This window comes from Gemmatimonadota bacterium (assembly GCA_026387915.1).
Classification (GTDB): Bacteria; Gemmatimonadota; Gemmatimonadetes; order Gemmatimonadales; family Gemmatimonadaceae; genus Fen-1231.
Map to the genome: position 1 here is coordinate 104,716 of JAPLKS010000009.1, position 24,713 is coordinate 129,428.

24 protein-coding genes are annotated in these 24,713 nt (G+C 63.7%); 23 read left to right on the forward strand and 1 reads right to left on the reverse strand.

The window, feature by feature from the left end; translation table 11 throughout:
- Positions 1-15: 15 nt before the first annotated feature.
- The 21 genes from NTZ43_04635 (at position 16) to xerD (ending at position 21,053) form a co-directional block, all read left to right on the forward strand.
- Complete coding sequence (locus NTZ43_04635) at positions 16-1,602, forward strand: NADH-quinone oxidoreductase subunit M (GenBank protein ID MCX5766498.1); 1,587 nt, start codon at positions 16-18, stop codon at positions 1,600-1,602.
- On the forward strand, positions 1,599-3,119 hold the full coding sequence (locus NTZ43_04640; protein MCX5766499.1) for an NADH-quinone oxidoreductase subunit N: 1,521 nt from the start codon (positions 1,599-1,601) through the stop codon (positions 3,117-3,119). Before NTZ43_04635 ends, NTZ43_04640 begins: the two co-directional genes overlap by 4 nt.
- A 69-nt stretch (positions 3,120-3,188) precedes the next feature.
- Entirely contained in the window at positions 3,189-4,562 is a 1,374-nt protein-coding gene (locus NTZ43_04645; protein MCX5766500.1) for a phosphomannomutase/phosphoglucomutase, read from the forward strand.
- 4 nt (positions 4,563-4,566) lie between these two features.
- Positions 4,567-7,029 (forward strand): UPF0182 family protein, encoded by a 2,463-nt coding sequence (locus NTZ43_04650; protein ID MCX5766501.1) that lies wholly within the window; start codon positions 4,567-4,569, stop codon positions 7,027-7,029.
- A 62-nt stretch (positions 7,030-7,091) separates the two neighbouring features.
- Positions 7,092-8,237, forward strand: a complete 1,146-nt coding sequence (sucC, locus tag NTZ43_04655) for an ADP-forming succinate--CoA ligase subunit beta (protein ID MCX5766502.1) — start codon at positions 7,092-7,094, stop codon at positions 8,235-8,237.
- On the forward strand, positions 8,234-9,106 hold the full coding sequence (gene sucD, locus NTZ43_04660) for a succinate--CoA ligase subunit alpha (protein ID MCX5766503.1): 873 nt from the start codon (positions 8,234-8,236) through the stop codon (positions 9,104-9,106). The genes sucC and sucD overlap by 4 nt, the downstream gene beginning before the upstream one ends.
- 63 nt (positions 9,107-9,169) lie before the next feature.
- The gene (gene ndk, locus NTZ43_04665; GenBank protein MCX5766504.1) at positions 9,170-9,592 is read left to right on the forward strand and encodes a nucleoside-diphosphate kinase; all 423 of its coding nucleotides are present in this window, start codon (positions 9,170-9,172) and stop codon (positions 9,590-9,592) included.
- A gap of 192 nt (positions 9,593-9,784) precedes the next feature.
- Positions 9,785-10,261: a DUF177 domain-containing protein gene (locus tag NTZ43_04670; GenBank protein ID MCX5766505.1), complete on the forward strand. Its 477-nt coding sequence runs from the start codon at positions 9,785-9,787 to the stop codon at positions 10,259-10,261.
- A 3-nt stretch (positions 10,262-10,264) separates the two neighbouring features.
- Positions 10,265-10,447 (forward strand): 50S ribosomal protein L32, encoded by a 183-nt coding sequence (gene rpmF / locus NTZ43_04675; protein ID MCX5766506.1) that lies wholly within the window; start codon positions 10,265-10,267, stop codon positions 10,445-10,447.
- 2 nt (positions 10,448-10,449) lie between these two features.
- Positions 10,450-11,475, forward strand: coding sequence for a phosphate acyltransferase PlsX (gene plsX, locus NTZ43_04680; GenBank protein MCX5766507.1), 1,026 nt, complete (start codon positions 10,450-10,452; stop codon positions 11,473-11,475).
- A gap of 22 nt (positions 11,476-11,497) precedes the next feature.
- The gene (locus NTZ43_04685) at positions 11,498-12,487 is read left to right on the forward strand and encodes a ketoacyl-ACP synthase III (protein ID MCX5766508.1); all 990 of its coding nucleotides are present in this window, start codon (positions 11,498-11,500) and stop codon (positions 12,485-12,487) included.
- A 51-nt stretch (positions 12,488-12,538) separates the two neighbouring features.
- Positions 12,539-13,474 (forward strand): ACP S-malonyltransferase, encoded by a 936-nt coding sequence (gene fabD, locus NTZ43_04690; protein ID MCX5766509.1) that lies wholly within the window; start codon positions 12,539-12,541, stop codon positions 13,472-13,474.
- 25 nt (positions 13,475-13,499) lie between these two features.
- On the forward strand, positions 13,500-14,240 hold the full coding sequence (gene fabG / locus NTZ43_04695) for a 3-oxoacyl-[acyl-carrier-protein] reductase (protein ID MCX5766510.1): 741 nt from the start codon (positions 13,500-13,502) through the stop codon (positions 14,238-14,240).
- A 69-nt stretch (positions 14,241-14,309) separates the two neighbouring features.
- Positions 14,310-14,549, forward strand: a complete 240-nt coding sequence (locus tag NTZ43_04700; GenBank protein MCX5766511.1) for an acyl carrier protein — start codon at positions 14,310-14,312, stop codon at positions 14,547-14,549.
- On the forward strand, positions 14,549-15,793 hold the full coding sequence (gene fabF / locus NTZ43_04705; protein ID MCX5766512.1) for a beta-ketoacyl-ACP synthase II: 1,245 nt from the start codon (positions 14,549-14,551) through the stop codon (positions 15,791-15,793). Before NTZ43_04700 ends, fabF begins: the two co-directional genes overlap by 1 nt.
- Positions 15,794-15,795: 2 nt before the next feature.
- A complete protein-coding gene (locus tag NTZ43_04710) occupies positions 15,796-16,980 on the forward strand; it encodes a CofH family radical SAM protein (GenBank protein ID MCX5766513.1) in 1,185 nt (394 codons plus the stop codon).
- Between the two features lie 2 nt (positions 16,981-16,982).
- Positions 16,983-17,831 carry a menaquinone biosynthesis protein gene (locus NTZ43_04715; protein ID MCX5766514.1) on the forward strand — a complete coding sequence of 283 codons (849 nt, stop codon included), beginning with the start codon at positions 16,983-16,985 and terminating at the stop codon, positions 17,829-17,831.
- 100 nt (positions 17,832-17,931) lie between these two features.
- Complete coding sequence (gene mqnC, locus NTZ43_04720) at positions 17,932-18,966, forward strand: dehypoxanthine futalosine cyclase (protein MCX5766515.1); 1,035 nt, start codon at positions 17,932-17,934, stop codon at positions 18,964-18,966.
- A gap of 19 nt (positions 18,967-18,985) precedes the next feature.
- On the forward strand, positions 18,986-19,468 hold the full coding sequence (ispF, locus tag NTZ43_04725) for a 2-C-methyl-D-erythritol 2,4-cyclodiphosphate synthase (protein MCX5766516.1): 483 nt from the start codon (positions 18,986-18,988) through the stop codon (positions 19,466-19,468).
- A complete protein-coding gene (locus NTZ43_04730) occupies positions 19,468-20,145 on the forward strand; it encodes a DedA family protein (protein ID MCX5766517.1) in 678 nt (225 codons plus the stop codon). Before ispF ends, NTZ43_04730 begins: the two co-directional genes overlap by 1 nt.
- Positions 20,145-21,053 carry a site-specific tyrosine recombinase XerD gene (gene xerD, locus NTZ43_04735; GenBank protein ID MCX5766518.1) on the forward strand — a complete coding sequence of 303 codons (909 nt, stop codon included), beginning with the start codon at positions 20,145-20,147 and terminating at the stop codon, positions 21,051-21,053. Before NTZ43_04730 ends, xerD begins: the two co-directional genes overlap by 1 nt.
- Here xerD and NTZ43_04740 read toward each other — a convergent pair.
- On the reverse strand, positions 21,038-22,690 hold the full coding sequence (locus NTZ43_04740; protein ID MCX5766519.1) for a hypothetical protein: 1,653 nt from the start codon (positions 22,688-22,690) through the stop codon (positions 21,038-21,040). The two genes, xerD and NTZ43_04740, sit on opposite strands and share 16 nt — an antisense overlap.
- Before the next feature lie 127 nt (positions 22,691-22,817).
- Between NTZ43_04740 and NTZ43_04745 the strand changes: the two genes are divergently transcribed.
- Together NTZ43_04745 and NTZ43_04750 are read left to right on the forward strand one after the other, a co-directional pair.
- On the forward strand, positions 22,818-23,420 hold the full coding sequence (locus NTZ43_04745; protein ID MCX5766520.1) for an aminodeoxychorismate/anthranilate synthase component II: 603 nt from the start codon (positions 22,818-22,820) through the stop codon (positions 23,418-23,420).
- A 7-nt stretch (positions 23,421-23,427) separates the two neighbouring features.
- Positions 23,428-24,600, forward strand: a complete 1,173-nt coding sequence (locus tag NTZ43_04750) for a dipeptidase (GenBank protein MCX5766521.1) — start codon at positions 23,428-23,430, stop codon at positions 24,598-24,600.
- The last annotated feature ends 113 nt before the right edge of the window (positions 24,601-24,713 follow it).

Sequence of the window (24,713 nt, forward strand, 5' to 3'; positions counted from 1 at the left end):
GGCGCCGACCGGACCATGACTTCACTTCTGAACTCTATCGGCTATAACGGCTGGATCCTTCCGGTCCTGCTCGCGTTACCGCTCCTGGGCGCCGCGCTGCTGCTGCTTCGCGGCGCGGTGCTCCGCCCAGCAGATGCAACGGCTGACTCCATCATGCGCGAGTCGCGCAGTTGGGCACTGGCCCTGTTCCTCGTCGAGGCCGTCCTCTCGCTTGGACTGTGGTGGTCGGTCAACAGCACCAGCCCACTCTGGCAAGCTGGATTCCTTGTCCCGTGGATTCCGAACTGGGGCGTGGACCTGCGCCTCGGCATCGACGGCATCGCACAGATGCTCATTCTGCTCACCACACTCCTGATGCCGCTCGCGGTATTGGGAAGCTGGACGAGCATTCGCGAAAAAACCCCGAGCTATTACGCACTGTTGATGGTGCTCACCACGGGGATGCTCGGCGTCTTTATGGCGCTCGACCTCGTGCTCTTCTACACGTTCTGGGAGCTGATGCTCGTGCCGATGTATTTGATCATCGGCATCTGGGGCGGCAATCGTCGCCTCTACGCGAGTCTCAAGTTCTTCGTCTACACGATGGTCGGATCGTTGCTGATGTTGGTGGGCATTCTGTACCTCGGGCTGCAAGCGCCCGATGCGCATGGGCTCCCCGTGTTCAGCTACGATTACATCTTGGCGAACGTGCACTTGAGTTCGGTGCAACAGCTCTGGCTCTTTGCAGCGTTCGCGCTGGCCTTTGCGGTGAAGGTGCCGATGTGGCCCTTCCATACGTGGTTGCCGGACGCGCACGTCGAAGCTCCGACCGCTGGTTCGGTGATCCTGGCCGCGATCATGCTCAAGATGGGAACCTTTGGATTCATCCGGTACGCGCTGCCGTTGTTCCCGGTGGCCGCGATGCATCCGACCGTGCGATTCCTGTTCTTGTCGCTCGCCGTCATTGGCATTGTGTACGGCGCGCTCGTGGCGATGGTACAGCCCGACTTCAAGAAGCTGGTGGCGTATTCGTCGGTCAGCCACCTTGGGTTCGTCATGCTCGGCATCTTCGCATTGACGCCGCAGTCGGTGCAGGGCGCGCTGATGGTGAACTTGAGCCACGGCGTGAGCACGGGCGCGCTGTTCCTGCTCATCGGCATGATCTATGAGCGTCGTCATACGCGTCTCATTGAGGATTACGGCGGCATCGCCGCGGTGACGCCGATCTTTGCTACCATCCTCACCATCGTGTGCTTGAGTTCGATCGGCGTTCCGGGCACCAACGGATTCATCGGCGAGTTCCTGGTACTCATTGGCACGTATCGCACGCAGCCCATTTTCTCGGTGATTGCCGCCTCCGCGGTCATCTTTGCTGCGGCGTATTTGCTGTGGGCCTTGCAGCGCATCATCTACAACCCGCTCACGAAGCCCGAGAACAAGGGCTTGAGTGATCTCAACCGGCGCGAGATTGCCTTGCTCGTGCCGCTGTTGATCGCGATCCTTTGGCTGGGTGTGTATCCCAAGCCGGTCCTTGAGAAGACGCAGGCCGCCGCCGACCGCTTTGTGCACCAGGTCGAATCGGGCGGCAACGCGGATGCTGGTCCTACGGAGCCCCGGCGATGAACTACGATTTGCTCATTCCCGGTCAGCTCCTCGGAGCATTGACCCCGGATCTCATTTTGATGAGCGGCGCGATGCTGCTCATGCTCGCCGCGGCCTGGCGTCCGGAAAGTGAAGGCCACCAACGCACCGTCGGCTTTGGCGCGCTGATCGTCCTGGCCCTCACCTTCGTCTCGGTCCTCTGGTTTGGTGCCAAGGGCGGCACCGCTGGGCCTGGCGTTATTGCCATGGATCGGTTCCGTTGGGCGGCCGACATCATCTTCCTGCTCGCCGCGATGGGCACCATCGCGCTGGGCATCGAACACAACGTCCGCGACGGCATCCGGTACGCGGAGTCGCACGTGCTCGTGCTGTTCGCGACCAGCGGCATGATGATCATGGCCGCGGCGCGGGATCTGATGATCCTGTTCATTGGCCTCGAACTCATGTCGATTGCCGTATACGTGCTCGTGGGAATCAACCGTCGCTCCGAGCGTTCGGCGGAAGCGGCGCTGAAGTATTTCCTCCTTGGCGCCTTTGCCACGGGATTCCTGCTGTACGGCATCGCGCTGGTGTACGGCGCCACCGGATCGACGAACATCACCGTCATCGGCGAGCGCATCTTCTCGTACCAGCTGCACCACAACGCCATGCTGATGGTCGGCATCGGTCTCTTGCTGGTTGGGTTCGGCTTCAAGGTGGCCGCGGTCCCGTTCCATATGTGGGCGCCCGACGTGTACGAAGGCGCGCCCACGCCGATCACCGCCTTCATGGCCTCAGCCGTCAAGGCCGCGGCGTTCGCCGCGTTCTTCCGCGTCTGGATCGATGCGTTCAACCTCGTGGATTTCGCGTGGTTCGCCCCGCTCTGGTGGGTCGCCGCGTTTACGATGATCGTCGGCAATGTCGTGGCGCTGTCGCAGCGCAACATCAAACGTATGCTCGCCTATTCGAGCATTGCGCACAGCGGCTACTTACTCTTGGCGGTGCTCGCGGGCTCGCGGTTGGGGGCGGCGGCGTTCCTGTTCTATCTGCTCGCGTACACCTTTGCCACCTTCGGCGCCTTCGCCATTGTTGGCACGGTGAGCCGCGCAGGCGAGCAGGGGTTGAACATCGCCGACTACGACGGATTGTGGTTGGCGCGCCCGTGGCTCGCGACGGGCATGGCCGTGTGTATGCTCGCGCTGCTCGGCTTTCCGATCTTCGGCGGCGTCGGGTTCTTTGCCAAGTGGTATCTGCTACAGGCCGCGTTGACGACCCAGTACAACCTGATTCCGCTCGCCATTTTGCTGGTGCTCACCTCGGTCGTGTCGGCCGGCTACTATCTGGGCGTCATCCGCGCGATGTTCATGAAGCCACGGCAGGAGGATGCCGTTGAGGTTGCCGCAACAGGCAACATCACGCGCCTCGTCCTTGGCGTGACGATCGCGGCAATCCTCGGGCTCGGTATCTTCCCGTCACAGTTAGTACGACTGACGCGGTCCAGTGTGCCCACCTCGCCCGTTGCCGCGTCGGCAGCTCAGGGATCGGCCACCGCCCACTGATCGCCACGTAGTTACAGTACGGGGGCGGATCGCTGACGCGCTCCGCCCCCGTTTTCCTTCGAGAGACCGATGATCGCACCTGGAATTTTTCGTCAGTACGACATTCGCGGCGTGGTGGGGCAGGACCTCACGGTCGAAGCCGCGGAAGGCATCGGCCGAGGATTCGGGGCCCTGCTCGCTGAGCGTGGCGTCACGCCGTGCGTTGCGGTGGGGCGCGATAATCGGCCGAGCGGCACGGCGTTGCGCGACGCACTGGTGCGCGGACTGCGCGAGACTGGCGTCAGTGTCATCGACATCGGTATTGTGCCCACGCCGTTGCTCTACTGGGCACTGCATCACCTTCCCGTGTTCGGCGGCATCCAGATTACCGGGTCGCACAATCCGCCCGAGTTCAACGGATTCAAGATCTGCGTGGGCACGGCGTCGCTTCACGGCGACGGCATCCAGCGACTGCGGCAGTTGATTGAGTCTGGCGTCTTTCCGGCCGGCGCTGGCACACTGCACGAGGAGGCCGTCATTGATCGGTATGTGGACGACGTGGTCGCACGTATCGGCCCGCTCTCGCGGCCGCTCAAGGCCGTCATCGACTGCGGCAACGGTGTAGGCGCCTTAGTGGCGCCGCAGCTCTTTCCGCGCCTCGGCATCACGCCGACGCTGTTGTTTGCCGACAGCGACGGCACCTTTCCCAATCACCACCCCGATCCCACCGTGGTGGAGAACCTGCAAGATCTCATCGCCGCCGTTCGACGAGAAAAGGCCGACATTGGCATTGGCTTTGACGGCGACGCAGATCGCATTGGCATCGTGGACGCGCACGGCACCATCATTTGGGGCGACTATCTCCTCATTCTCTATGCGCGTGATGTCCTCGCGCGCACCGGAGCGGGGCAGTCGATCATCTTTGATGTGAAGTGCTCACAAGCACTCCCTGCCGCCATTGCCGCCGCCGGTGGCACACCGGTGATGTGGAAGACGGGCCACTCCCTGATCAAAGAAAAGATGAAGGAGTTACACGCACCGCTCGCGGGCGAGATGAGTGGCCACATGTTCTTTACCGAAGGGTTCTACGGCCACGACGACGCCATTTATGGCGCGGCGCGCGTGCTCCGCATTGTGGCGGACGCCAATCGCCCGGTGCACGAACTGCTCGCCGACATCCCGCAGTATGTCTCCACGCCGGAAATTCGCGTGGATTGCCCGGACGAACGAAAGTTCGAGATTGTCGAGGCCGCGACCGCGTATTTCCGCGCTCGCCACGATGTGATCGATGTGGACGGCGTGCGTATTCTGTATGGCGACGGCTGGGGACTCATTCGCGCTTCCAACACGCAGCCGATTCTTGTGGTGCGCTTTGAGGCTTTGAGCCAGGCGCGCCTCGATGCCATTCGGGACGACGTGGCCGGCTGGCTCGCCTCGCAGGGCGTGGCGTTCCCCTCGTCGTGACGTGATGCCGCGACGGTCGCTTCTGCTGTTGGCCGCCTGCGGTGCGCTGCTGCTGGTGGTCGGCCGCATTACCGCGTCGCTCTACGGCGAGTGGACCTGGTTCGAGGTGATGGGTGCGCTCCCCGTCTATCGGATGCAGTTGACGTACGAGTGGGGAATGCGCGCGGCCTGCGCAATCGTCGCGTTTATCTTCACGGCGCTCCATCTCTATACGGTGCGCCGCTCTATCGTCTCGATGGTGTTGCCGCGCCGGCTTGGCGGACTGGACTTTGCCGAAGCAGTGCCGGGACGTTTCCTCACCATCGGTGTCGTCACGCTCGCCGCGATCGTCGCCGTATTGCTCGCGGGCGCACAGGATGCGTGGACGCTCGCCGCGCTCGCTCGCATCGGACTCCCCTTTGGGGAACTCGAACCGTTTCGCGATCGCGACGTCAGTTTCTACGTGTATCACCTACCGTTCGAGCGATCGATGTACGAGTGGAGTATGGCCGTGGTGCTACTCGTCAGCACCCTGTGCGTCGTGCTCTATGCGGTCACACCGAGTTTGCGCTGGGAACGCGGGCTGCTGCATGTCTCCGTGTACGTGCGCCGGCATCTCTCGGTGCTCGCGGCAACGTTGTTGCTCCTGTTGGCGTGGAGCTACCGCCTCGACGCCATGGATCTCGTGACGGCGGGGAGCGGACCAGACGGCGCGTTTGTGGCCTTCGATCATCGTGGCGCCACCTCGGCGCTCACGGGTCTTTCCCTCGGCGCACTCGTGGCATCCGCGGTGGTGCTGTGGGCAGGCTGGCACGGCTACCACCGGGTGTTGCTCACGCTACTCGGCGTGGTTCTCGTCGTTGGGCCTGTGGAGCGCACCTTTGCCCCCGCCGTCTTTGCGTGGGCCACGAGCGACGAGGTGCGTCGCTCTGCCGACCGCCCATACCTTCGCACACGCGATGCCTTCACCCGTCACGCGTTTGCCATCGAGCGAATTGGCAATGCCGATTCGCTGCAGGTTCCACCGTACGCCATTGCGGAATTGCCCGGCAAGCTCTCGCAGTGGGACCCGTCGGCGCTCGTGCACGACGCGGAGTTTGCGCGGCGCGGCGTCACGGCCGCCGGGATTGCCAGTGAAGCGACCGCCGCCGGCGTGCGGGCCCGCGTACTCGCGCGCACGGGCGATGCCGGGAGTGATTGGTGGGTGATCGGCCGTGATGCCGCGGGGGTGGATGCACGGGGACGTACGCGCCCCGCTTGGGGTGAGGGGGACGCCGACGGCCGCCGACAACTGCGTGGTGTTCACGTTTGGGCGGGCGCGCCACCATATGCGATTGTCCTCGACACGCCGTCGCACATCCTCGCGCCCGCATTCGTCACACGGACGCAACGCCTGCTGCACGCGCTGCATCTCCGTAAACCGATCATCGCCGTTGAGGCGCCTGCCTCGTCGCACACGCGCGTCCTGTTTCACCGGGACATCATCGACCGGCTCGAACGCCTCGCGCCGTTCTTTGAAGCGGGTCAAAGCATGCAGGCCGTGGTGGCGGGTGATTCGCTGCTCTGGTTGGTCGATCTCTACGTCGTGAGCGACAACTATCCGCTTGCAGAAGCGGTGCCATTCAATGGCGCTGCGCGACGCTACGTGCGACACGCCGCCCTGGCTGTCGTGCAGGCGATGTCGGGAGAGGTGACGTTCTATGCTGATGCGCAGCTCGACCCGATCGCCAAGTCATGGATCGCGCGTTTTCCTCAGCTATTTCGGCCAATCGCGTCGCTCGATCCATCGGTGGCCGCTCGTCGGCAGGCGAATCTGGACCTTCTCACGTTGCAGTCCACGGTGCTCACGCGCACCGGATTCACCAACGACACCACACGATTGCGCGCGACCTCGCTCGGAGACGACGCCGATACTGAGCTCGTCGAGCACGGCCCCTCACCCCTCGTAGGCCCTAGCAGTGATCCCGTGCTCGCCCGGTCCGTCGCGTTGATTGGCGCCGACGACGCGGTCCACGGCACCCTCGTGGCAACCGGCGGTCCAGCGCCCCACACGCGCTGGTATGCGCGCGAGCGGTCGGGGCAGTGGACCGCACTGATGGGTGCGCTGCAGCACGCCGTAGATAGTGCCGGCCTCACCAAAGGACTCGGCGCCCCCCGTCGAGGCCGCGTGACCGTCGTGCCGGTTCCGGCGGGGCTGGCGTATGCCCAGTCGTTCTACGACTGGCCCGCGGATGAGCCCCCGCGCCTCGTCGCGGTCGCGACCGCCATTGTCCCCTCTGGCGGTGGGGCGGCGGTCATTCGGACCGGCCACTCCCTCGCTGAGGCGCTGGGTCACGCCGTGGCAGGCTCTGAGACCGTGCCCGCCGCGCTCCGCGACCGAGCGGCCGCGCTGTACGCCGCCATGGAGCGGGCGATCCGTAGCGGTGACTGGCATGCGTTTGGCGACGCCTTTGGGGCGCTTGGAAAACTGCTCCGTGCCGCTCCCTAATCGCCGCGCTTTTCGGTATTTTCAAAGGCTGTCCTGCTCGTGACCTCTTCCCGGTTTTTCTGATGAATATCCACGAATATCAGGCGAAGGAAATCCTGCGCGGTTTCGGCGTGCCGATTCCCGCCGGTGACATTGCCACGACCCCTGAGCAGGCGGAGCAACTCGCCATCAAGCTCGGGACGGCCGTGATGGTAAAGGCGCAGGTTCATGCGGGCGGTCGCGGTAAGGCCGGTGGCGTGAAGTTCTGCAAAACGCCCGCTGACGCCAAGGAAAAGGCCACGGCCATCCTCGGCATGCAGATCAAGGGACTCACGGTGGAGAAGGTGCTCGTCACCGTCGCCGCCGACATCGCGAGCGAGGCCTACGTTGGCATCATCGTAGACCGCTCGCGCAAAAAGCCGGTCTTCATGGTGAGCGCCGCCGGTGGCATCGACATTGAGCAGGTGGCCGCCGAGACGCCGGAAAAGATTCTCTACTTGCCCGTCGACACCCGCTACGGTCTCCGCAGCTACGAAGCGATGCGCATGGGCTTCTTTCTGTACAGCGACATCAAGCTCGTGAAGCAAGCGGCGAAGATCATGCAGCAACTCTACGCCGCGTTCATGGCGAGTGGCTGCTCGCTCGCCGAAATCAACCCGCTCGTCGCTACGCCCGATGGCACGCTGCTCGCCGTAGACGGCAAGATGGTGGTTGACGACAACGAACTCGACCGCCGCCCCGAGATCGTCGCCCTGCGCGACGAGAGCAGCGAAGCGCCGAGCGAAGTCGATGCGCGCAACTGCAACTTGACGTTCATCAAGCTCGACGGCGACGTCGGCTGCGTGGTGAACGGCGCCGGTCTCGCCATGGCAACGATGGACCTCGTGAAGTACTACGGCGGCGAGCCGGCCAACTTCCTCGATATCGGCGGGTCGTCGAATCCGGAGAAGGTGGTCAACGCGCTCCGCATCATCACCGAGGATGCCAACGTGAAGTGCATCCTGTTCAACATCTTCGGCGGCATCACGCGCACCGACGACGTGGCCAACGGCATCGTCACCGCGACGAAGTCCAATCCGCTCAAGGTGCCGATCGTCATCCGCCTCACCGGCACCAACGAAGAGATCGCGATGAAGATTCTCACCGAGAACGGATTCACCGCCTCCAACGACATGGACGAAGCAGTCAAGCAGGCCGTCAAGCTGGCGAAGGGAGGAAAGGCCGCGTGAGCATCTTCATCAATAAGGACACCAAGCTGGTGGTGCAGGGCATCACCGGACGCGACGGCTCGTTCCACACCAAGCAGATGATTGAGTACGGCACGCAGGTCGTCGCCGGCGTCACCCCAGGTAAAGGCGGGCAGACGTTCGAAGGCACCGTGCCCGTGTTCAACACCGTGTATGACGCCGTCGACAAGACCGGCGCAAACACCGCGGTCATCTATGTGCCGCCGATGGGCGCCGCTGACGCGATCATGGAAGCGGTGGACGCCGGCTGCGCGCTCGTGGTCTGCATTACCGAAGGCGTACCCGTGCTCGACATGACGCGCGTGTATCCGTTCGTGAAGGAACGTGGCGCGCGCCTGCTCGGACCGAACTGCCCAGGGCTCATCTCCCCAGGCGAATCGAAGGTCGGCATTATCCCCGGCCGTATTTGCGCGCCGGGTCCAGTGGGCGTTGTCAGCCGCTCGGGGACGCTCACGTATGAGATCGTCTATCAGCTCACCCGCGCTGGCATTGGTCAGACGACCTGCGTCGGCATCGGTGGCGATCCCATCAACGGCACCAACTTCATTGACTGTCTGGCCGCATTCGAAAAGGATCCAAACACCAAGGCCGTCGCCATGATGGGTGAAATCGGCGGAACGGATGAGCAGGAAGCTGCCGACTTTGTAAAGCACCACATGACCAAGCCGGTGGTGGGATTCATTGCAGGCCAGACGGCGCCCCCAGGACGTCGTATGGGACACGCCGGCGCGATCATCTCCGGTTCGGCTGGTACGGCCGCCGAGAAGATCGATGCCTTCAAGGCCGCGGGCATGGGCGTCGCCCAGCGTCCGATCGATTTCGTTGATCTCATCAAGGCAGGACTCAAGTAGTTCGTCGTTTACAGTTATCGGTCTACCGTTAACCGTCTACCGTTCACCCGCATTTCAGAGACCATGGCTTCGAACAGAACACTGACCATCATCAAGCCCGACGCCTTTGCGGCGAACAACGCAGGCAACATTCTCGCGCTGCTCGAAAAAAAGGGATTCAAGCTCATCGCCTCGCGCGTCATGAAGCTCTCGCAGGCGCAGGCCGGTGAGTTCTACGCCGTGCATAAGGGACGCCCGTTCTACGGCGAGCTCGTGGAGTTCATGACCAGCGGCTACTGCATGCCGATGGTGCTGGAGAAGGCCGACGCCGTACTGGCCCTTCGTGACGCCATTGGCGCCACGGACCCAGCCGAGGCGGCCGAGGGGACGGTGCGCAAGCTCTACGCGGAATCCAAGGGCAAGAACGCCATTCACGCCTCGGATTCGGACGAGAATGCGGACCGCGAATCGCGCTTTTTCTTTGCCGAGACTGACCTGATCCGTTAGGGTCTGTGGCGGGGCTGGCGGGTGGCCCACGGGGCGGTATTCCGGGGGCCGACGAACGATAGAAGGACGGTAGAATGGCGGTTGAAGGGCGCCCCCCGGGCTCCGGGGGGCGCCCTCGTCGCTGAAAGGCGCGTAACTTACGCAACCACCGCAAGTTGACCCCGCCCGATTCCCGGGTTATATTTCGATGTTATGCTGTCGTTCCCAACCCAGTCTATTACGGCCGCCGCCGTTCAAGTCAACGGCGAACTCGACCGCGATGACGCCGTTTGGATCGAAGGCGACACGCGGCCGATTAAGTCGATTCGGTTAACCGGACGGGTGTCGGTTGCCGGGCTTGGTCGTTTTTACTTCAGCGGTCGGTTGGCTGGTCAGGCCGTCGCAGAATGCACGCGTTGTTTGCAGGACGTGGAAATGGAGGTGGGGGCAGAGTCCCATTTTATTTTTGCGGATTCGGAAACGGAGCAGGACGGTGATCCGGATGTGTACCCGTTGACCATTGGTCGGCAGGGCACCTCAGTGGATTTACGTCCCCCGCTTCGTGAACAATGGGTATTGGAAGTTCCCGCCTTCGTGCTTTGCTCCCCCGACTGCAAGGGGTTGTGCCCGACGTGCGGTGCCAAATTGAACCAGGGTGCCTGCAGCTGCGCCCCGCAAGCCACCGAGTAACGCATGGCCGTCCCGAAGAGAAGGACATCGAAGCGAAAGAAGCGCGCCCGCAACACGCACAAAAAGGCGCCGGCGATTGCCATTCAGGCATGCCCGAAGTGTGGTTCCGCAAAGCGTCCGCACCGCGTGTGTGAGGAATGCGGGTACTACGCCGGCAAACAGCGGGTCGCAGCAAAGGAAGCCTGACCTTGGCTCGCATCGCCCTCGATGCGATGGGCGGTGATCTCGCGCCGGCGGCTCCAATCGCCGGCGCGTTGCTCGCCCTCCAAGAGTTTGGCTCGACCCACACGATTCAGCTGATTGGCCGCGAACCGGTGATCCGCGAACAGCTCGAGCGCCTCTTGGCGACCGAGTATGCGGGGCTCCGTGACGCGTCGCGCGCGCTGGAAATCGTGCATGCCGACGACGTCATCGAGATGACGGATAAACCGTCGGTCGCCATTCGCGGCAAGCCCAACAGCTCTATGGCGGTCGGCTTACGCCTCCAGCCGGAAGGAAAGTCGGACGCCTTTGTCTCCGCCGGGAACACCGGCGCGCAAATGGCAGCCTCGGCGTTCATTCTGAGAGTGCACGACGGCGTCAAACGTCCGGCAATCAGCACGTTGTTGCCCACCGCCCGGCAATCCGTGGTGGTGCTCGACTCGGGCGCCAACGTCGATTGCTCGCCGGAAGAACTGGTCATCTTCGCGCGCCTTGGTGCGATCTATGCTGAAGATGTCCTGGGCCGGCCGAATCCGTCGGTGAGCCTTTTATCGATTGGCGAAGAGCCGGAGAAGGGCAATGCGGTCGTCAAAGAAACGCATCAGTTGCTCGCGGCATCCGGACTGAACTTCCACGGCAATATCGAAGGACGCGACGTCCCCGCCGGCATCAGCGATCGCGGCGTCTTCGACGTCGTGGTCTGCGACGGCTTTGTAGGGAACGTCGTCCTCAAGCTGTACGAAGGGATGGCGCCGATGGTGGTCGGCTTGCTGGCCAAAGGCGGCGTCAGCAAGGAGCAGCTCTCGAGCGGACTGCAGCACCTCGACTACGCATCCGTCGGCGGCGCACCGCTCCTCGGCGTGAAAGGCGTCAGTATCATCTGCCACGGAAAATCGTCGGCGGTGGCCATCAAGAACGCGGTGCAGGTGGCCGCCCGGACCGTGGAGTCGCGCATGAGCGATCACATTGGTCAGCGGCTGTCACAGCATCAGGCCTCCGCAGCCCAGTCCTAGCCTCACAGGCGCGAGCCCAACGATGAAACGTCCATTCGCGATGATCGCGGGAACCGGCTACGCCGTCCCCAAACGTCGGATGTCCAACGACGAGTTTCTTGCGCTCGGTCTTGAGACGAACGACGAGTGGATTCGCGACCGCACCGGCATTCGCTATCGGTATGTCGCCGGTCCCGATGAAACGCTGACCTCCATTTCTACGGCGGCCGCACGGCTCGCGATGCAGGCCGCGGGTGTCACCGCCGCCGAGTTGGACGTGATCATTCTCGGCACGGCGTCAGCCGATCATTTGCTTCCGTCGACTGCCGTGGAGATTCAGGCGGCCCTTGGCGCCTCGCGTGCTGCCGCGTTTGACCTGAGCGCCGCCTGCAGCGGCTGGCTCTATGGCATGCAGGTCGCCGAAGGATTGATGGCCACGGGCAACGCCGAAACAATCCTCGTGATTGGCGGTGAGCTGCTGACGCGCATCATCAACTGGAAAGACCGCAACACGGTCGTCTTGTTTGGCGATGGTGCTGGCGCGACGGTGCTCAAGCGCTCCACGAAGGGGCGCGGCATTCTGTCTGCCTATATGCGCAGCGATGGCACGCTGGCCAACTTGCTGCATCGCCCCAAAGGTGGTGCTGCCGACCCGAGCACGCCCGAGATCATCGCCGAGGGAAGCGACAAGATTCACATGAGTGGCCGCGAGGTATTCAAGAATGCCGTGCGGTCGATGGCCGATGCCTGTGATCGCGCGCTCGACGGGGCCAAAATGTCGGCAGCCGACATTGACCTCTTGATTCCGCATCAGGCCAACGTGCGCATCATCGAAGCCACGGCCAAGCATGCAGGCATTCCAATGGAAAAAGTGTTCGTCAACGTGGACCGTTTTGGCAACACGTCGGCTGCATCGATTCCCATTGCGCTCGACGAGGCCGTGAAGGCGGGGCGTGTGAAAGACGGATCGATCGTGATGTTTGTGGCGTTCGGCGCTGGGTTCACGTGGGGCTCGATGGTCGTGCGCTTCTAGCGCAGCGCGCCGCCGGCCTTCATTTCGCAACCGACGTTTAACCCGACTTCCGTGGATCTCCTCCTGCTATTTCCTGGCCAGGGCTCGCAAAAGCCCGGTATGGCCAAAGATCTGGTCGACGCATTTCCGGCGGCCCGTGATGTGTGGGCGCGCACCGATGCGGCGCTCGGCACCTCGCTCAGCACGCTCGCCTTTGAAGGGCCAGCCGAGGAACTCACCCTCACGCACAATGCGCAGCCCGCGCTCTTGGCTCACGGAGCGGCCGTATGGGCCGTGGTGCGCGAGCGAGTGGCGCCAGCCGTGCGTGCGGCGGCCGGACATTCGCTCGGCGAGTTCACGGCCTACCACGCCGTGGGCGCCTTGCCACTCGAAGATGCGGTGAAACTGGTGCGGCGTCGTGGCGAGTTGATGTTCGAGGCTGGCACAGCGCGCCCTGGCGCGATGGCGGCCATCCTGGGCGTGCTCGAACGTGCGATTGAGGACATCTGCCGTGAGGCGAGCGAAGCCGGTGAAGTCGTGCCGGCGAACTACAACGCCCTTGAGCAGATCGTGATTTCGGGGGAAGTCGCCGGTGTAGAGCGGGCGATGGAGTTGGCCAAGGCCGCGGGGGCCAAGCGGGCGCTTCGTCTTACCGTGAGCGGCGCCTTCCACTCGCCGTTGATGGCGCCGGCCGCGGTTGGGCTAGACGCCGCACTTACCGGCGCCAGGTGGTCTGACCCCCATTACCCCGTGTATTCCAACGTCACCGCACAGCGCGTCGCCGACGAAACCACGGCGCGACGCCTGCTGACGGAACAACTGACGAGCCCCGTGCGCTGGGTACAGGTGATTCAGGCCATGGCGGCCGAGCACCCCGGCGCGACGTTCGTGGAGATGGGGCCGGGGAACGTACTGACGGGACTACTCAAGCGACTCGCGCCCAATAATCCGGCGCTTACCTGCGGCACGGTGGCGGATGTTGAATCGCTACTGGCCACCTTCGGCTGACCGCGGCACAGGGAGAGGAGAGGCCATGATCCAAATCGATTTGACCGGCAAGGTCGCGCTCGTCACAGGGAGCACACGGGGGATCGGCCATGCCATCGCGCTGACGTTGGCCGAATGTGGGGCCCGCGTGGCGATCGTCGGTCGTGACGCGGCCAAGGCCGAAGAAGTGGCGGCACAAATCGGCGGGGGGGCGCTGGGGTTTGGATGCGACGTGAGCGTCCCGGCCGAGGTCACGGCACTGGTCGCCGCGGTCGAGGAGAAGTTCGGGTCACTCGACATTCTGGTCAACAACGCCGGCATCACCCGCGACAACCTGATGCTCCGCATTAAAGACGATGACTGGGATGCCGTGATCAACGCCAACCTTCGTTCGGCCTTTGTGGCCACCCGTGCCGCGAGCCGCGGCATGATGAAGCGGCGCTGGGGGCGCATCATCAACATCACGAGCGTCGTGGGCATTATGGGGAACAAGGGGCAGACCAACTACTCGGCGAGTAAGGCGGGGTTGATTGGCCTCACGAAGTCGGTGGCTCGGGAGCTGGCGTCGCGCAACATCCTGTGCAACGCCGTGGCCCCCGGGTTTATTGAGACCGACATGACGGCCGCTATGGCGCCCGAAGCCCGGTCGGCAATGAGCCAGGAGATCCCGTTGGAACGGCTCGGGACGCCGACTGACGTGGCCCGGGCCGTGGCCTTTTTGAGCAGTGATTCCGCCTCGTACATCACCGGTCAGGTGCTGGTGGTGGACGGGGGGCTGGCGATGTAACGGTTGCGGCGTCCGCCGACTATATTTCTGCAGGTTGTCCCACCCCAAATACGACCGAGGATTTCGGACATGGCTGATCATTCGGAGAAGGTCAAAAACATCATCGAGAAGGAGCTCGGCGTCGAGCGCGATAAGCTCACCCCGGAAGCGAGCTTCATCGAAGACCTTGGCGCCGACAGCCTCGACATCGTCGAGCTGGTCATGGAGTTCGAGAAGGAGTTCAACATCGACATTCCGGACGAAGACGCCGAGAAGCTGCGCACCGTTGGTGACGCGATCGGCTATCTCAACGGGAAGATCGGCGGCTGATGTCGCGTCGCGTCGTCGTTACCGGACTCGGATGTCTCACGCCCATTGGCAACGATGTGGCGAGCACGTGGGCGTCCGTTTTGGCCGGCAAGTCCGGTGGCGGACCGATTACTCGGTTTGACGCGAGCGGATTCAAAGTGCGGTTCGCGTGCGAGGTGAAGAACTTCGACATCGCCGACTACATGGACCGCAAGGAAGCCAAGCGCACCGATCTCTACACGCAGTACGCCATGGCGTCCGCGGTGCAGGCGATGCGCGACGCAGGGTTCGGTGACGGCGAGGGCTTTACGCCCGAGCGCACCGGCGTGGTGATCGGGAGCGGGATTGGCGGGCTCACGACGTTCGAAGCGCAGCACGACGTGTTTCGCGACGCTGGGCCGAATCGCATTTCGCCATTCTTCATCCCCATGTTCATCGGCGACATTGCGGCTGGCGTGGTATCGATGCGGTTCAAGGCGCGAGGGCCAAACTTCGCGATTCAGTCGGCCTGCGCGACCAGCGGTCATGCGATTGGTGAGTCGTACCGTATGATCCAGTACGGAGACGCCGACGTGATGATTGCCGGCGGCACCGAAGCCTCGGTCACCCCGATGGCGGTTGGTGGCTTTGCCAACATGCAGGCGTTGTCGGTGCGCAATGAATCGCCGGAAACGGCGAGTCGGCCATTTGACGTGGCGCGCGACGGCTTTGTGATGGGCGAAGGATCGGGGGTCGTCATCCTCGAAGAGCTCCAGCACGCGCTCAACCGCGGCGCCCGCATCTACGGCGAAATCGCGGGCTATGGCGCGACGGGCGACGCCTACCATCTCACCGGTCAGCCCGAGAATCACGAAGGGTTGCAGCGCGCGATGCGTCGGGCGCTCGAAGACGGAAAGCTGCAGCCGAGCGATGTGCAGTACATCAATGCGCACGGCACCAGCACACCGCTCAACGACCCCAACGAGATTCGCGCCATCAAGGCCGTGTTCGGTCCGAACGCCACGGCACTGAACGTGAGCTCCACCAAGAGCGCCACCGGCCATATGCTGGGCGCGGCCGGAGCCGTCGAGGCGATTCTCACAACGTTGGCCATCGTGAACGGTGTCGTACCGCCCACGATCAACCTGAGTTCGATCGACCCGGAGTGCGATCTCGACTGCACGCCGAATGTGCCCGTGAAGCGCGACATCAGCGCCGCACTGAGCAACTCGTCGGGCTTTGGCGGTCATAACGTGAGCCTGGCCATCCGGCGCTACCGAGCGTAGCCGTGGCATCGGCAGGAACCATCGCGGCGCTGGCGGAACTGGCCCTCTTCAAGGTCAGTGACCCAGCGCTGCGTCGCATCGGGAGCAAGCTCGTCGCGGGAACGCGCCTCGATCAGGCGGACGGGCACGCCATGTACAGCTCGCATGACCTCATTGGCCTTGGCGTCCTCGCCGACGCGGTGAATCGTGCGAAGCACGGCGACGTGGTGACCTTCGCGTCCAACCAGCACATCAATCCCACGAACATCTGCGTCCTGCGCACGACCTGCACCTTTTGCGGGTACGCGCGCTTGCCCAAAGAGGCCGGCGCATATCGCTATACGCTCGAGCAAGTGCTCGGTGAGGCGGCCAACGCGGCCGACGGTCTGACGCGCGAGTTTCACATCGTGGGCGGTCTCGATATGCAGGCGGGGCTCGAGTACTACACGACGATGTTCCGCGCACTCAAGGCGAACTTTCCGCATGTGCACATCAAGGCCCTCACGGCAGTCGAGATCGCGCATATCGCGCGCATTGAGAAAATGTCGTGGACCGATGTGCTCATCGCCCTACGCGAGGCCGGGCTCGACACGATGCCTGGCGGCGGCGCCGAAACGTTCAGCGCCGCAGTCCGTGATCGGATTGCCGGCAAGAAGCTCGCGGGTGCGGACTACATCGGCGTGCACCGCGCCGCGCATGCGCTCGGCATTCGCTCCAACTGCACGATGCTCTACGGGCACGTTGAGACCCTCGACGACCGCATGCAGCACCTGCAGATGCTGCGCGATCTGCAGGATGAAACCGGCGGCTTCTTAGCGTATATCCCGCTCGCCTATCATCCGGACGACAACGAACTCGGCCGCGAGCTCTCGCGGCAGGGTCACGCCACCAGCGGCGTGGACGATCTGAAGATGCTCGCGGTTGGGCGGCTCTTTCTCGACAACTTCGCGCACGTGAAGAGCCATTGGATCATGGTGTCGCAGGCGGTGTCGCAGGTGGCGCTGCACTTTGGCGTAAATGATCTGGAAGGGACGGTGGTCCGCGAAAAGATCTACCACGCGGTGGGCGCTCACACGCCGCAGGCCATGACGCTCGACGCGATTCTCGGCCTCATTCGCGGTGCCGGCAAGATCCCGGCGGAACGCGATTCGTTTTACAATATTCTCCGCACGTTCGACGCGGTCGCTCCCGATCCGGTTCCGGCGTAGCCATGCGCGTCGGACGCATTCCGTATATCAACTGCTACCCCGTGTACGGGGGCGTTGATCGCGGGCTCGTGCCGCTCAACGGCACGCTGGTGGATGGCGTCCCGAGCGCACTGAATCAGATGATGGCACGCGGCGAGCTCGATGTGAGCGTGGTCTCGGCGGTCGAGTACGCGCGCGACTGGGAACGGTATTTGTTGTTGCCGGATCTCGCGATTTCCTGCGACGGGGCGGTGCAAAGCGTAATGCTCTTTTCGCACGAGCCTGCGGAATCACTCGGCGGTAAGCGCGTGCTCGTGAGCCGGAGCTCCATGACCAGCGTGCATTTGCTCGAACTGTTGTTTGAGCATGTGTGGGGCACCACGCCAGAGTTCGTGCCCGGCGACGCAGAGGCCGCGGAACTCCGCGGGGCGATGGCTGGTGCGGAGGATGGCCGAGACGGGATCGCGGCTCGGTTGGTGATCGGCGATGCCGCGCTCATGCTCCAGTCGGGGGCTATGCCGTCACCGTACGCCCACGCGTATGACCTCGGCGAAGAATGGAAACGGTGGACCGGACTCCCCTTTGTATTTGCCGTGTGGGTAGCACAGCGCACCGCCGACACCGCCAAGGCGCTCGCGGTGCATGCCGCATTGATGCAGAGCCGTGACTGGGGGCTGAAACATCTCGACATTCTGGCGCGTCAGGCCTCTGAGCGCACGTCGGTGCCCTATGCCGCCTGTCTCGACTATTTCGCAGGTCTCGACTACGGTTTGAGCTACCCACACTTGGGCGGCCTGACCGAGTTTTATCGGCGGCTCACGGTCGCTGGGAAGGTTCCACCGGGACGACTCGCGTTTCTCGCGGTGGGGTAGTGGTTGTTTATCGTTGATCGTTATTCGTGGTCAGTGCACCGAAAACGGATAACGGAATACCGTACACGTGTTTTGCCGTTGACCCAACTCTGAGCCCGCTATGAAGGATTTGCTCGACTACTACACCAACGCGCCGCTCCTCGAACTCGCCCACGACGCCGATCAAGTGCGTCGTCGCCTGCATCCCGAGGGGGTCGTCACGTATATCGTGGACCGCAATATCAACTACACGAATGTGTGCGTTGCGGACTGCGGATTTTGCGCGTTCTATCGCCGCCCCAAACACAATGAAGGCTGGACGCTCAGTTACGAACAGATCGGCGCCAAGATTGACGAAGTGAAGGCGCTCGGTGGCGTGCAGATTCTCATTCAGGGCGGCCACAATCCGTACATCCCGTTCGAGTGGTATCTCGAACTGCTCAAGTACATCAAACGGTATCACCCAATCCACATTCACGGCTTCAGCCCAAGTGAAGTGGATTTCTGGAGCACGCTGTACCGGATGGATGCGCGCGATGTGATTCGCGAGCTGGTCAAGGCTGGGCTCGATTCCATTCCGGGTGGTGGCGGCGAAATCCTCGTGCAGCGCGTGCGCGATCAAGTGGCCAAGAAGAAGGCCGGCGCCGATCGTTGGCTGGACGTGATGGAGATCGCGCATCTCGAGGGGCTCAAGACGTCGTGCACGATGATGTACGGCATTGGCGAGACGCTCGCCGAGCGCGTGGAGCATCTTGAGCGACTCCGTGATTTGCAGGCGCGCACCCATGGCTTTACCGCATTCATTTGCTGGCCGCTGCAGCCGGAGAACACGCCAGAGCTCAGTCACATGGCCAAGACGGACGCGGTGGAATATTTGCGCACCACGGCCTTTGCGCGCGTGATGCTCGAGAACATTCCCAACATCCAGGCGAGCTGGGTGACGATGGGGCTCAAGATCGGACAGATGGCGTTGCATTATGGGTGCAATGACTTTGGCTCCCTGATGCTCGAAGAAAATGTGGTGTCGGCGGCCAACACGACTTTCCGCACGAGCACCGAAGAAATGGAACAGCTGATTCGTGAGGCAGGCTTCGCCCCGCATCGCCGTCGGCAAGATTATTCCCTGATCGTGGAGTCGGATCACGCCGCCGCGTGACCCGACTCTCGGAGCCCGCATGAAAACGCGCGTTGGCATTGGCTATGATTCGCACCGGTTTGGTCCGGGCGACGGCATCGTACTCGGTGGGGTAAAAATCCCCGCTGCGGTGCGACTGATCGGACATAGCGACGCCGACGCCGTGGCGCACGCGGTCACCGACGCCATCCTCGGCGGCGCAGGCGTGGGTGATATTGGAAAGTTTTTTCCCGATACCGACGCCGCCAATAAGAACCGCAATTCAATTGAGATGCTGCGCCGTTCCGTTGGCCTCGTCTTTGAGACGGGGTTCCGCCCCGCACAGGTTGATATCACCGTGATTTGCGAACGTCCGAAGATCGGCCCGCACCGCGATGCTATGCGTCAGGTCCTCGCGGACGCGCTGGGCATTGCGGTGAGTGAGGTGATGGTGAAGGGAAAGACCAACGAAGGGATGGGGTGGATCGGCCGTGAAGAGGGCGTCGCCGTGATTGCGGTCGCCCAGCTCGAGGAGATTCCATAATGGCCGACCTGCTCAATACGATGACCGCGTGGCTCAGCGGCGTGCCCCTCTGGCAGCTGTATGCGATGTTGGGAGCGGTCGCGTTCATCGAAGGGATCTTTCCGCCGGTGCCGGCCGACTTGGTCGTGGCGCTCGGCAGTTTTCTTGCCGCCCGGAACGGCGCGGACTTCTACGCCACGGCGGGGGCGATCGTCATTGGCAGCGTCGCGGGGACGATGGTCGTGTACGCCGTTGCGCGGAAGTTTGGCGCCAACTGGTTGCATGCCCGCCTCAAGAAGGCGGGCATCGACAACCTCGAGCAGCGCCTGGAGCTGATGTACTCGAAGTACGGAATGACCGCGTTGTTTGTGAGCCGCTTTCTTCCGGGGCTCCGCGCGATCACCCCACCGATGGCTGGCGCCACGCGCGTCCCACCGGTACGCACCGCCGCGGTATTTCTCCTCGCCTCCGGCATTTGGTACGGCGCGATTGCGTGGATTGCCTTCCGCGTGGGTGACGATTGGGTGGCCATGCAGCGCGCGCTCCGTCAGTTCTCCAGGCAGGTTGGGATTGTCGCCTTCGTCGCCGCTGGCTTGATGGCCGCGATCATCATCGTTGTTGTGCGTCGGCGAGCATCCGCTCGTATTCAGCAGGCGATCGACGACGCCACTAACGGGGCCGGCACGCCCGAGGATTGATGCCGTCAGACGGGACGGCACGCGCCTTTCAGCTCGAGCGCTTTGGGGAGTATCTGGCGCTGGAGGACGGTGCCTCGCCCCGTACGATCGAAGCATACGGCCGAGACCTCAACCGATTTGTCGAGTGGGCGTCGGTCCGCTCGTTGGCCAATCCTGAGGCGGTTGAGTCCGCGCATCTGCGCGACTTCATCTACCACTTGAAGGACATGGGGCTCGCCCCGTCGAGCATTCGGCGGTCGGTATCGGCGCTCCGCACCTGGTTCAAGTTCCTTCAAGCCGAAGGACAACTGGCGCGCGACCCCAGTGAGCGGCTGGAAACGCCCAAGAAATGGCGGACGCTCCCGGAAGTCCTGACGGTGGACGAGGTAATTCGCATCATCAATGCCGTGTCGCTCGACGACCCATTGGCCTTTCGTGACCGCGCGATGCTGGAACTCGCGTACGGAGCTGGCCTGCGTGTGAGCGAATGGATCGGGCTCGACGTCAAGGACGTCATGCTTGAAGACGCCTTGGTGCGCGTATTCGGCAAAGGCTCCAAGGAACGGCTCGTGCCCATTGGCCGGTCCGCCATCGGCGCGGTGGGGATGTACCTGCGCGAACTGCGTCCGACGCTGGAACGAGGCGCGGGCAAGGGGAAACTCTTTCTCAACGCCCGCGGGAACCCACTCTCTCGTATGGGGGCGTGGCAGATCCTCCGGAAGTATGTGGAGCGGGCGGGTATTGAAAAACACGTAAGTCCCCACACGCTTCGCCACTCCTTTGCGACGCACCTGCTGGAGGGCGGGGCCGATCTACGGGCCGTGCAGGAAATGCTTGGGCACGTGGATATCTCCACGACACAGATCTACACGCACGTCGACCGCGAGTATCTGCGCTCGGTTCACAAGCAGTTTCACCCGCGCGGCTGAGTCAGCGGCTTCACCTCGGTCGCGCGCCCGAGCGCGGCCAGCGCCAGTATCACCCTCGGATACTGCTGCGCCAGCAGCACGAACATCCGCTCCTGCGGGGCCCCCTTGGCACGCATGATCAGCACCGCCCGGTTCCGGTCGCGCGCCGCCCATCGCGGCAGGTCGGAAAGCAGAGCCATGAGCGGGGCGAGGCGGGTGAACGACGCCCGTTCATCCGCCGGCCAGCGTCCGGGCGATTGGCCAAGCGCCGCCGCGGCCTGCGCGACGAGCCGCGCCACGGCGGTGGCGCGATCCGCATCCGGCTCCGCGCCCACGCGCCTCGTCAGCGCGAGCGAGACCCCCGTCAGCCAGCGCTCGTCGAAGAACGAAGCGCGTTCGTATCCCGGAAGCGTCAGGTGCAGGTCGCCGCGCGCCAGCGCGCGCAGCCGCGACGGTGGCGTGCGATACGAGCGGTCGGCCGCGATGCGGCGGCGCTCCTCGTCCGCGATGCGGCCCGCCGCGGGATGGCTCGGACGAAAGCCGAGCCGATCATAGAACCAATACGCGCCGCTCGCGATCGCCTCCTCGTTGTCCTCACCGAACTGTACGGCGTTCACCACAAAACGCCGCACGCCGAACAGCGAGTGGAATGCACGCAGCATTTGCACCCAGAGGAACGCCGCCTCGCTGCGACGGAACTCCGCAAAGATGTTGATTCCCGTGTTGGCCTGCGCGAGCAGCGGCGTCACGCCGCCGTAGCCGATCGGCACTCCGTTCGACAGCAGGAGATACCCATAGTTGGACTCGAGGCTGAGGCGCGCCTCTGGGCGCGCGCCGATGACGGCGAGCACCGCTCCTTCGCCGAGGTCGGCGAGCCAGACCTCGTGGCGATTCGCGTTGGAGATCGCATAGACCTCGCGACAGCGGGCCGCGAGCGCCGCGCGCGCCACGTCGATCACCCGATCGGCTTCCGCGGGGCGCGCCAGCCGGATGTCCGCCAGCGTCTGCTGTATGGCACGCGCGATGTTGGCCGGCGGGCGACGCATCGCCGGACGGGCGACGACCGCCGCGCCCGCCAGGAAGTTGCCCGAGGAGCCGGACGTTGCCCCAGCGCGGAGCGTCCACGACACCGGGATCTCCGCGCTGTCGTAGGCGCGGGCAAAACCGGCGCGGTCGGCACCCGCTGCCGCCGACCGCAGCATCCACTCGACGCGCGTGCCGCCAAAGCCGGCTGCCGCCGCGTCCAGCCATTCGCGCGTACTCACCAACCCGGCGTCGAAGGCGTCTTCTTCGCCGCGGGCGAGCAACGGGCGCATCACGGCATCGAGGCGACCCGTGTCCGGCAGGCTCGGCCAGTCGAACTCGGCCTCGCCCTCGTGTCGAACGCCGATCCATTCCGCGATCGCATGTTCGAACGTATGCCGGCTCGTTGTGCCGCCGCGGCCGCTGTCGTCGAGCCGCCGCCGTTCGCGGGCGGGCAGACGGCCGATGGCGGCGGCCACGCGAGCCAGCGCCCGCTCGGCACGCGGGACAAATGACGCCTCACGCGGAAAGGCGCGGATGAACAGCAGTTCGTCGTGCAAGCGCTCGAGCGCGCGGGCGCCAAGGCGCAGGGCGCGCGCTTCCGCGCGCTGCAGGGTGCGTTCGGGGGGAAGCATGGGCCAACATCGCCCTCCGCACGCGTACGCGGAGTAGGGCACCGCCTGACATCGTGTCCACAATTGCCCCCAGTGCCTTGCCCAGGCGCTGGCGAGCCGCGACGTTTCGTTTACACCGCATCCCAACATGCTGCTCATTCTCGACAACTACGACTCCTTCACCTACAACCTCGTGCAGTACTTTGGCGAGCTCGGCGAACAGCCGCATGTCGTGCGCAACGACGCGCTGTCCGTGGAGGAGGTGCGTGATCTCCATCCCGACGCCATCGTCCTGAGCCCTGGGCCGGGCACCCCGGCGGACGCGGGCATCTGCATTCCCGTCATTCAGCGCTACGGCGATCAGATTCCGATTCTGGGCGTATGCCTCGGACATCAGGCCATTGGCGAGGCGTATGGAGGGCGGGTGATTCGCGCCCCGCGCGGCGTGATGCACGGCAAAACGTCCCGCATTCGCCATGACGCGCAGGGGCTCTTTGCGTCATTGCCGGATCCGCTCGAGGTGATGCGCTATCATTCGCTGGTCGTGGAGGCGCCGTCGCTCCCATCGGCGCTCGAGGTGATTGCCTGCGCAGACGATGATCCCACGGAAATCCATGCGCTTCGCCACCGATCGTTTCCGGTGTGGGGCGTGCAGTTCCACCCCGAGTCGATTCTGACGCAGGGTGGCAAGCAGTTGCTGCGCAATTTTCTCACGCTCGCCGCCGCGCACCGCGGCGCGGCCACGCACTGAGCGCGCCATGATCAGACGCCTGTTCAGCATCCTCACGCTGCTGGTACTCCTCGCCGGCGTCCTCTTCTTTTGGCAGGGCGCCAACTTCGTGGACGGCCGTATGAACACGGTGCTACGAAAGCCGCCGTATCAGGTGAGCCCGGCCGCCGCCGCGCTGCACTCGTCGCTCCGTGTGGTGGACATGCACGACGACCTCCTGCTCTGGCCACGCGATCCGGTGGAGCGCAGCACCACCGGGAGCACCGACATTCCGCGATTGATTGCGGGGAATGTGGCGATTCAGATTTTCTCCACCGTCTCCAAGACACCGCGCGGCCAGAACTACGCGGCGAACGGCAGCAATACCGATAACATTACGCTGCTCGCAGTCGCCGAGCATCGCCCGATCAGCAACTGGACGAGCCTCCTTGAGCGCGCTCGGTGGACGAGCCTCAAAGCGCACGACGCGGCCGAACGGTCGAACGGCGCGCTCGTACTCGTATCCAATGCCTCGGAGCTCCAACGAGAGCTCGCTGGACGAGAGGTCAAGAGGAACGTCGTCATCGGCATCCTGTCCATTGAAGGGATGCAGGTGCTCGAGGGGAAACTCGCAAATCTGAAAACGCTGTATTCCCTTGGCTTCCGCATGGCTGGTCTCGCGCACTTCTTCGATAACGAAGTGGCGGGTTCGGCGCACGGGCTCGACAAAGGCGGGCTTACGCCGCTCGGTGTGTCGGTCGTGAAGAAGATGGAAGAGAAGGGGATCATCGTCGATCTCGCGCACGTGTCGGCCAAGGCGGTGGACGAGGTGCTGGCGATGGCCACGCGCCCGCTGGTGGTCTCGCACGGCGGTGTGGCGGCGGTCTGCCCCGGTCCACGGAACTGGACTGACGACCAGCTACGACGGCTGGCGGTGAATGGCGGGGTGATCGGCATCGGATTCTGGGATGCGGCCATTTGCGACCCCACCCCAAATGGCGTTGCGAAGGCCATCCGGCACGCCGTAGATGTGGCGGGGATTGACCATGTGGGGCTTGGGTCCGACTGGGACGGCGCCATTGCGTCTGCCTTTGATGCCACGGGTATGCCGCTCGTGACCGAGGCGTTGCTGAAGCAGGGCTTTAGCGAGGCTGATATTGCGAAGATCATGGGTGAGAACGTCATCCGACTGCTCTTGCAGGGATTGCCCAAAGGCGGTTGATTCTGCTCCGGCTCGCTCTGCTGGAATGCTGGGTACCGTGTGCGCCTTACTCGTACGAGGCAACAGTTTGAGTAGGGGAATTACGGATACCTCTGCCGTTCGCCCGTTGCTAC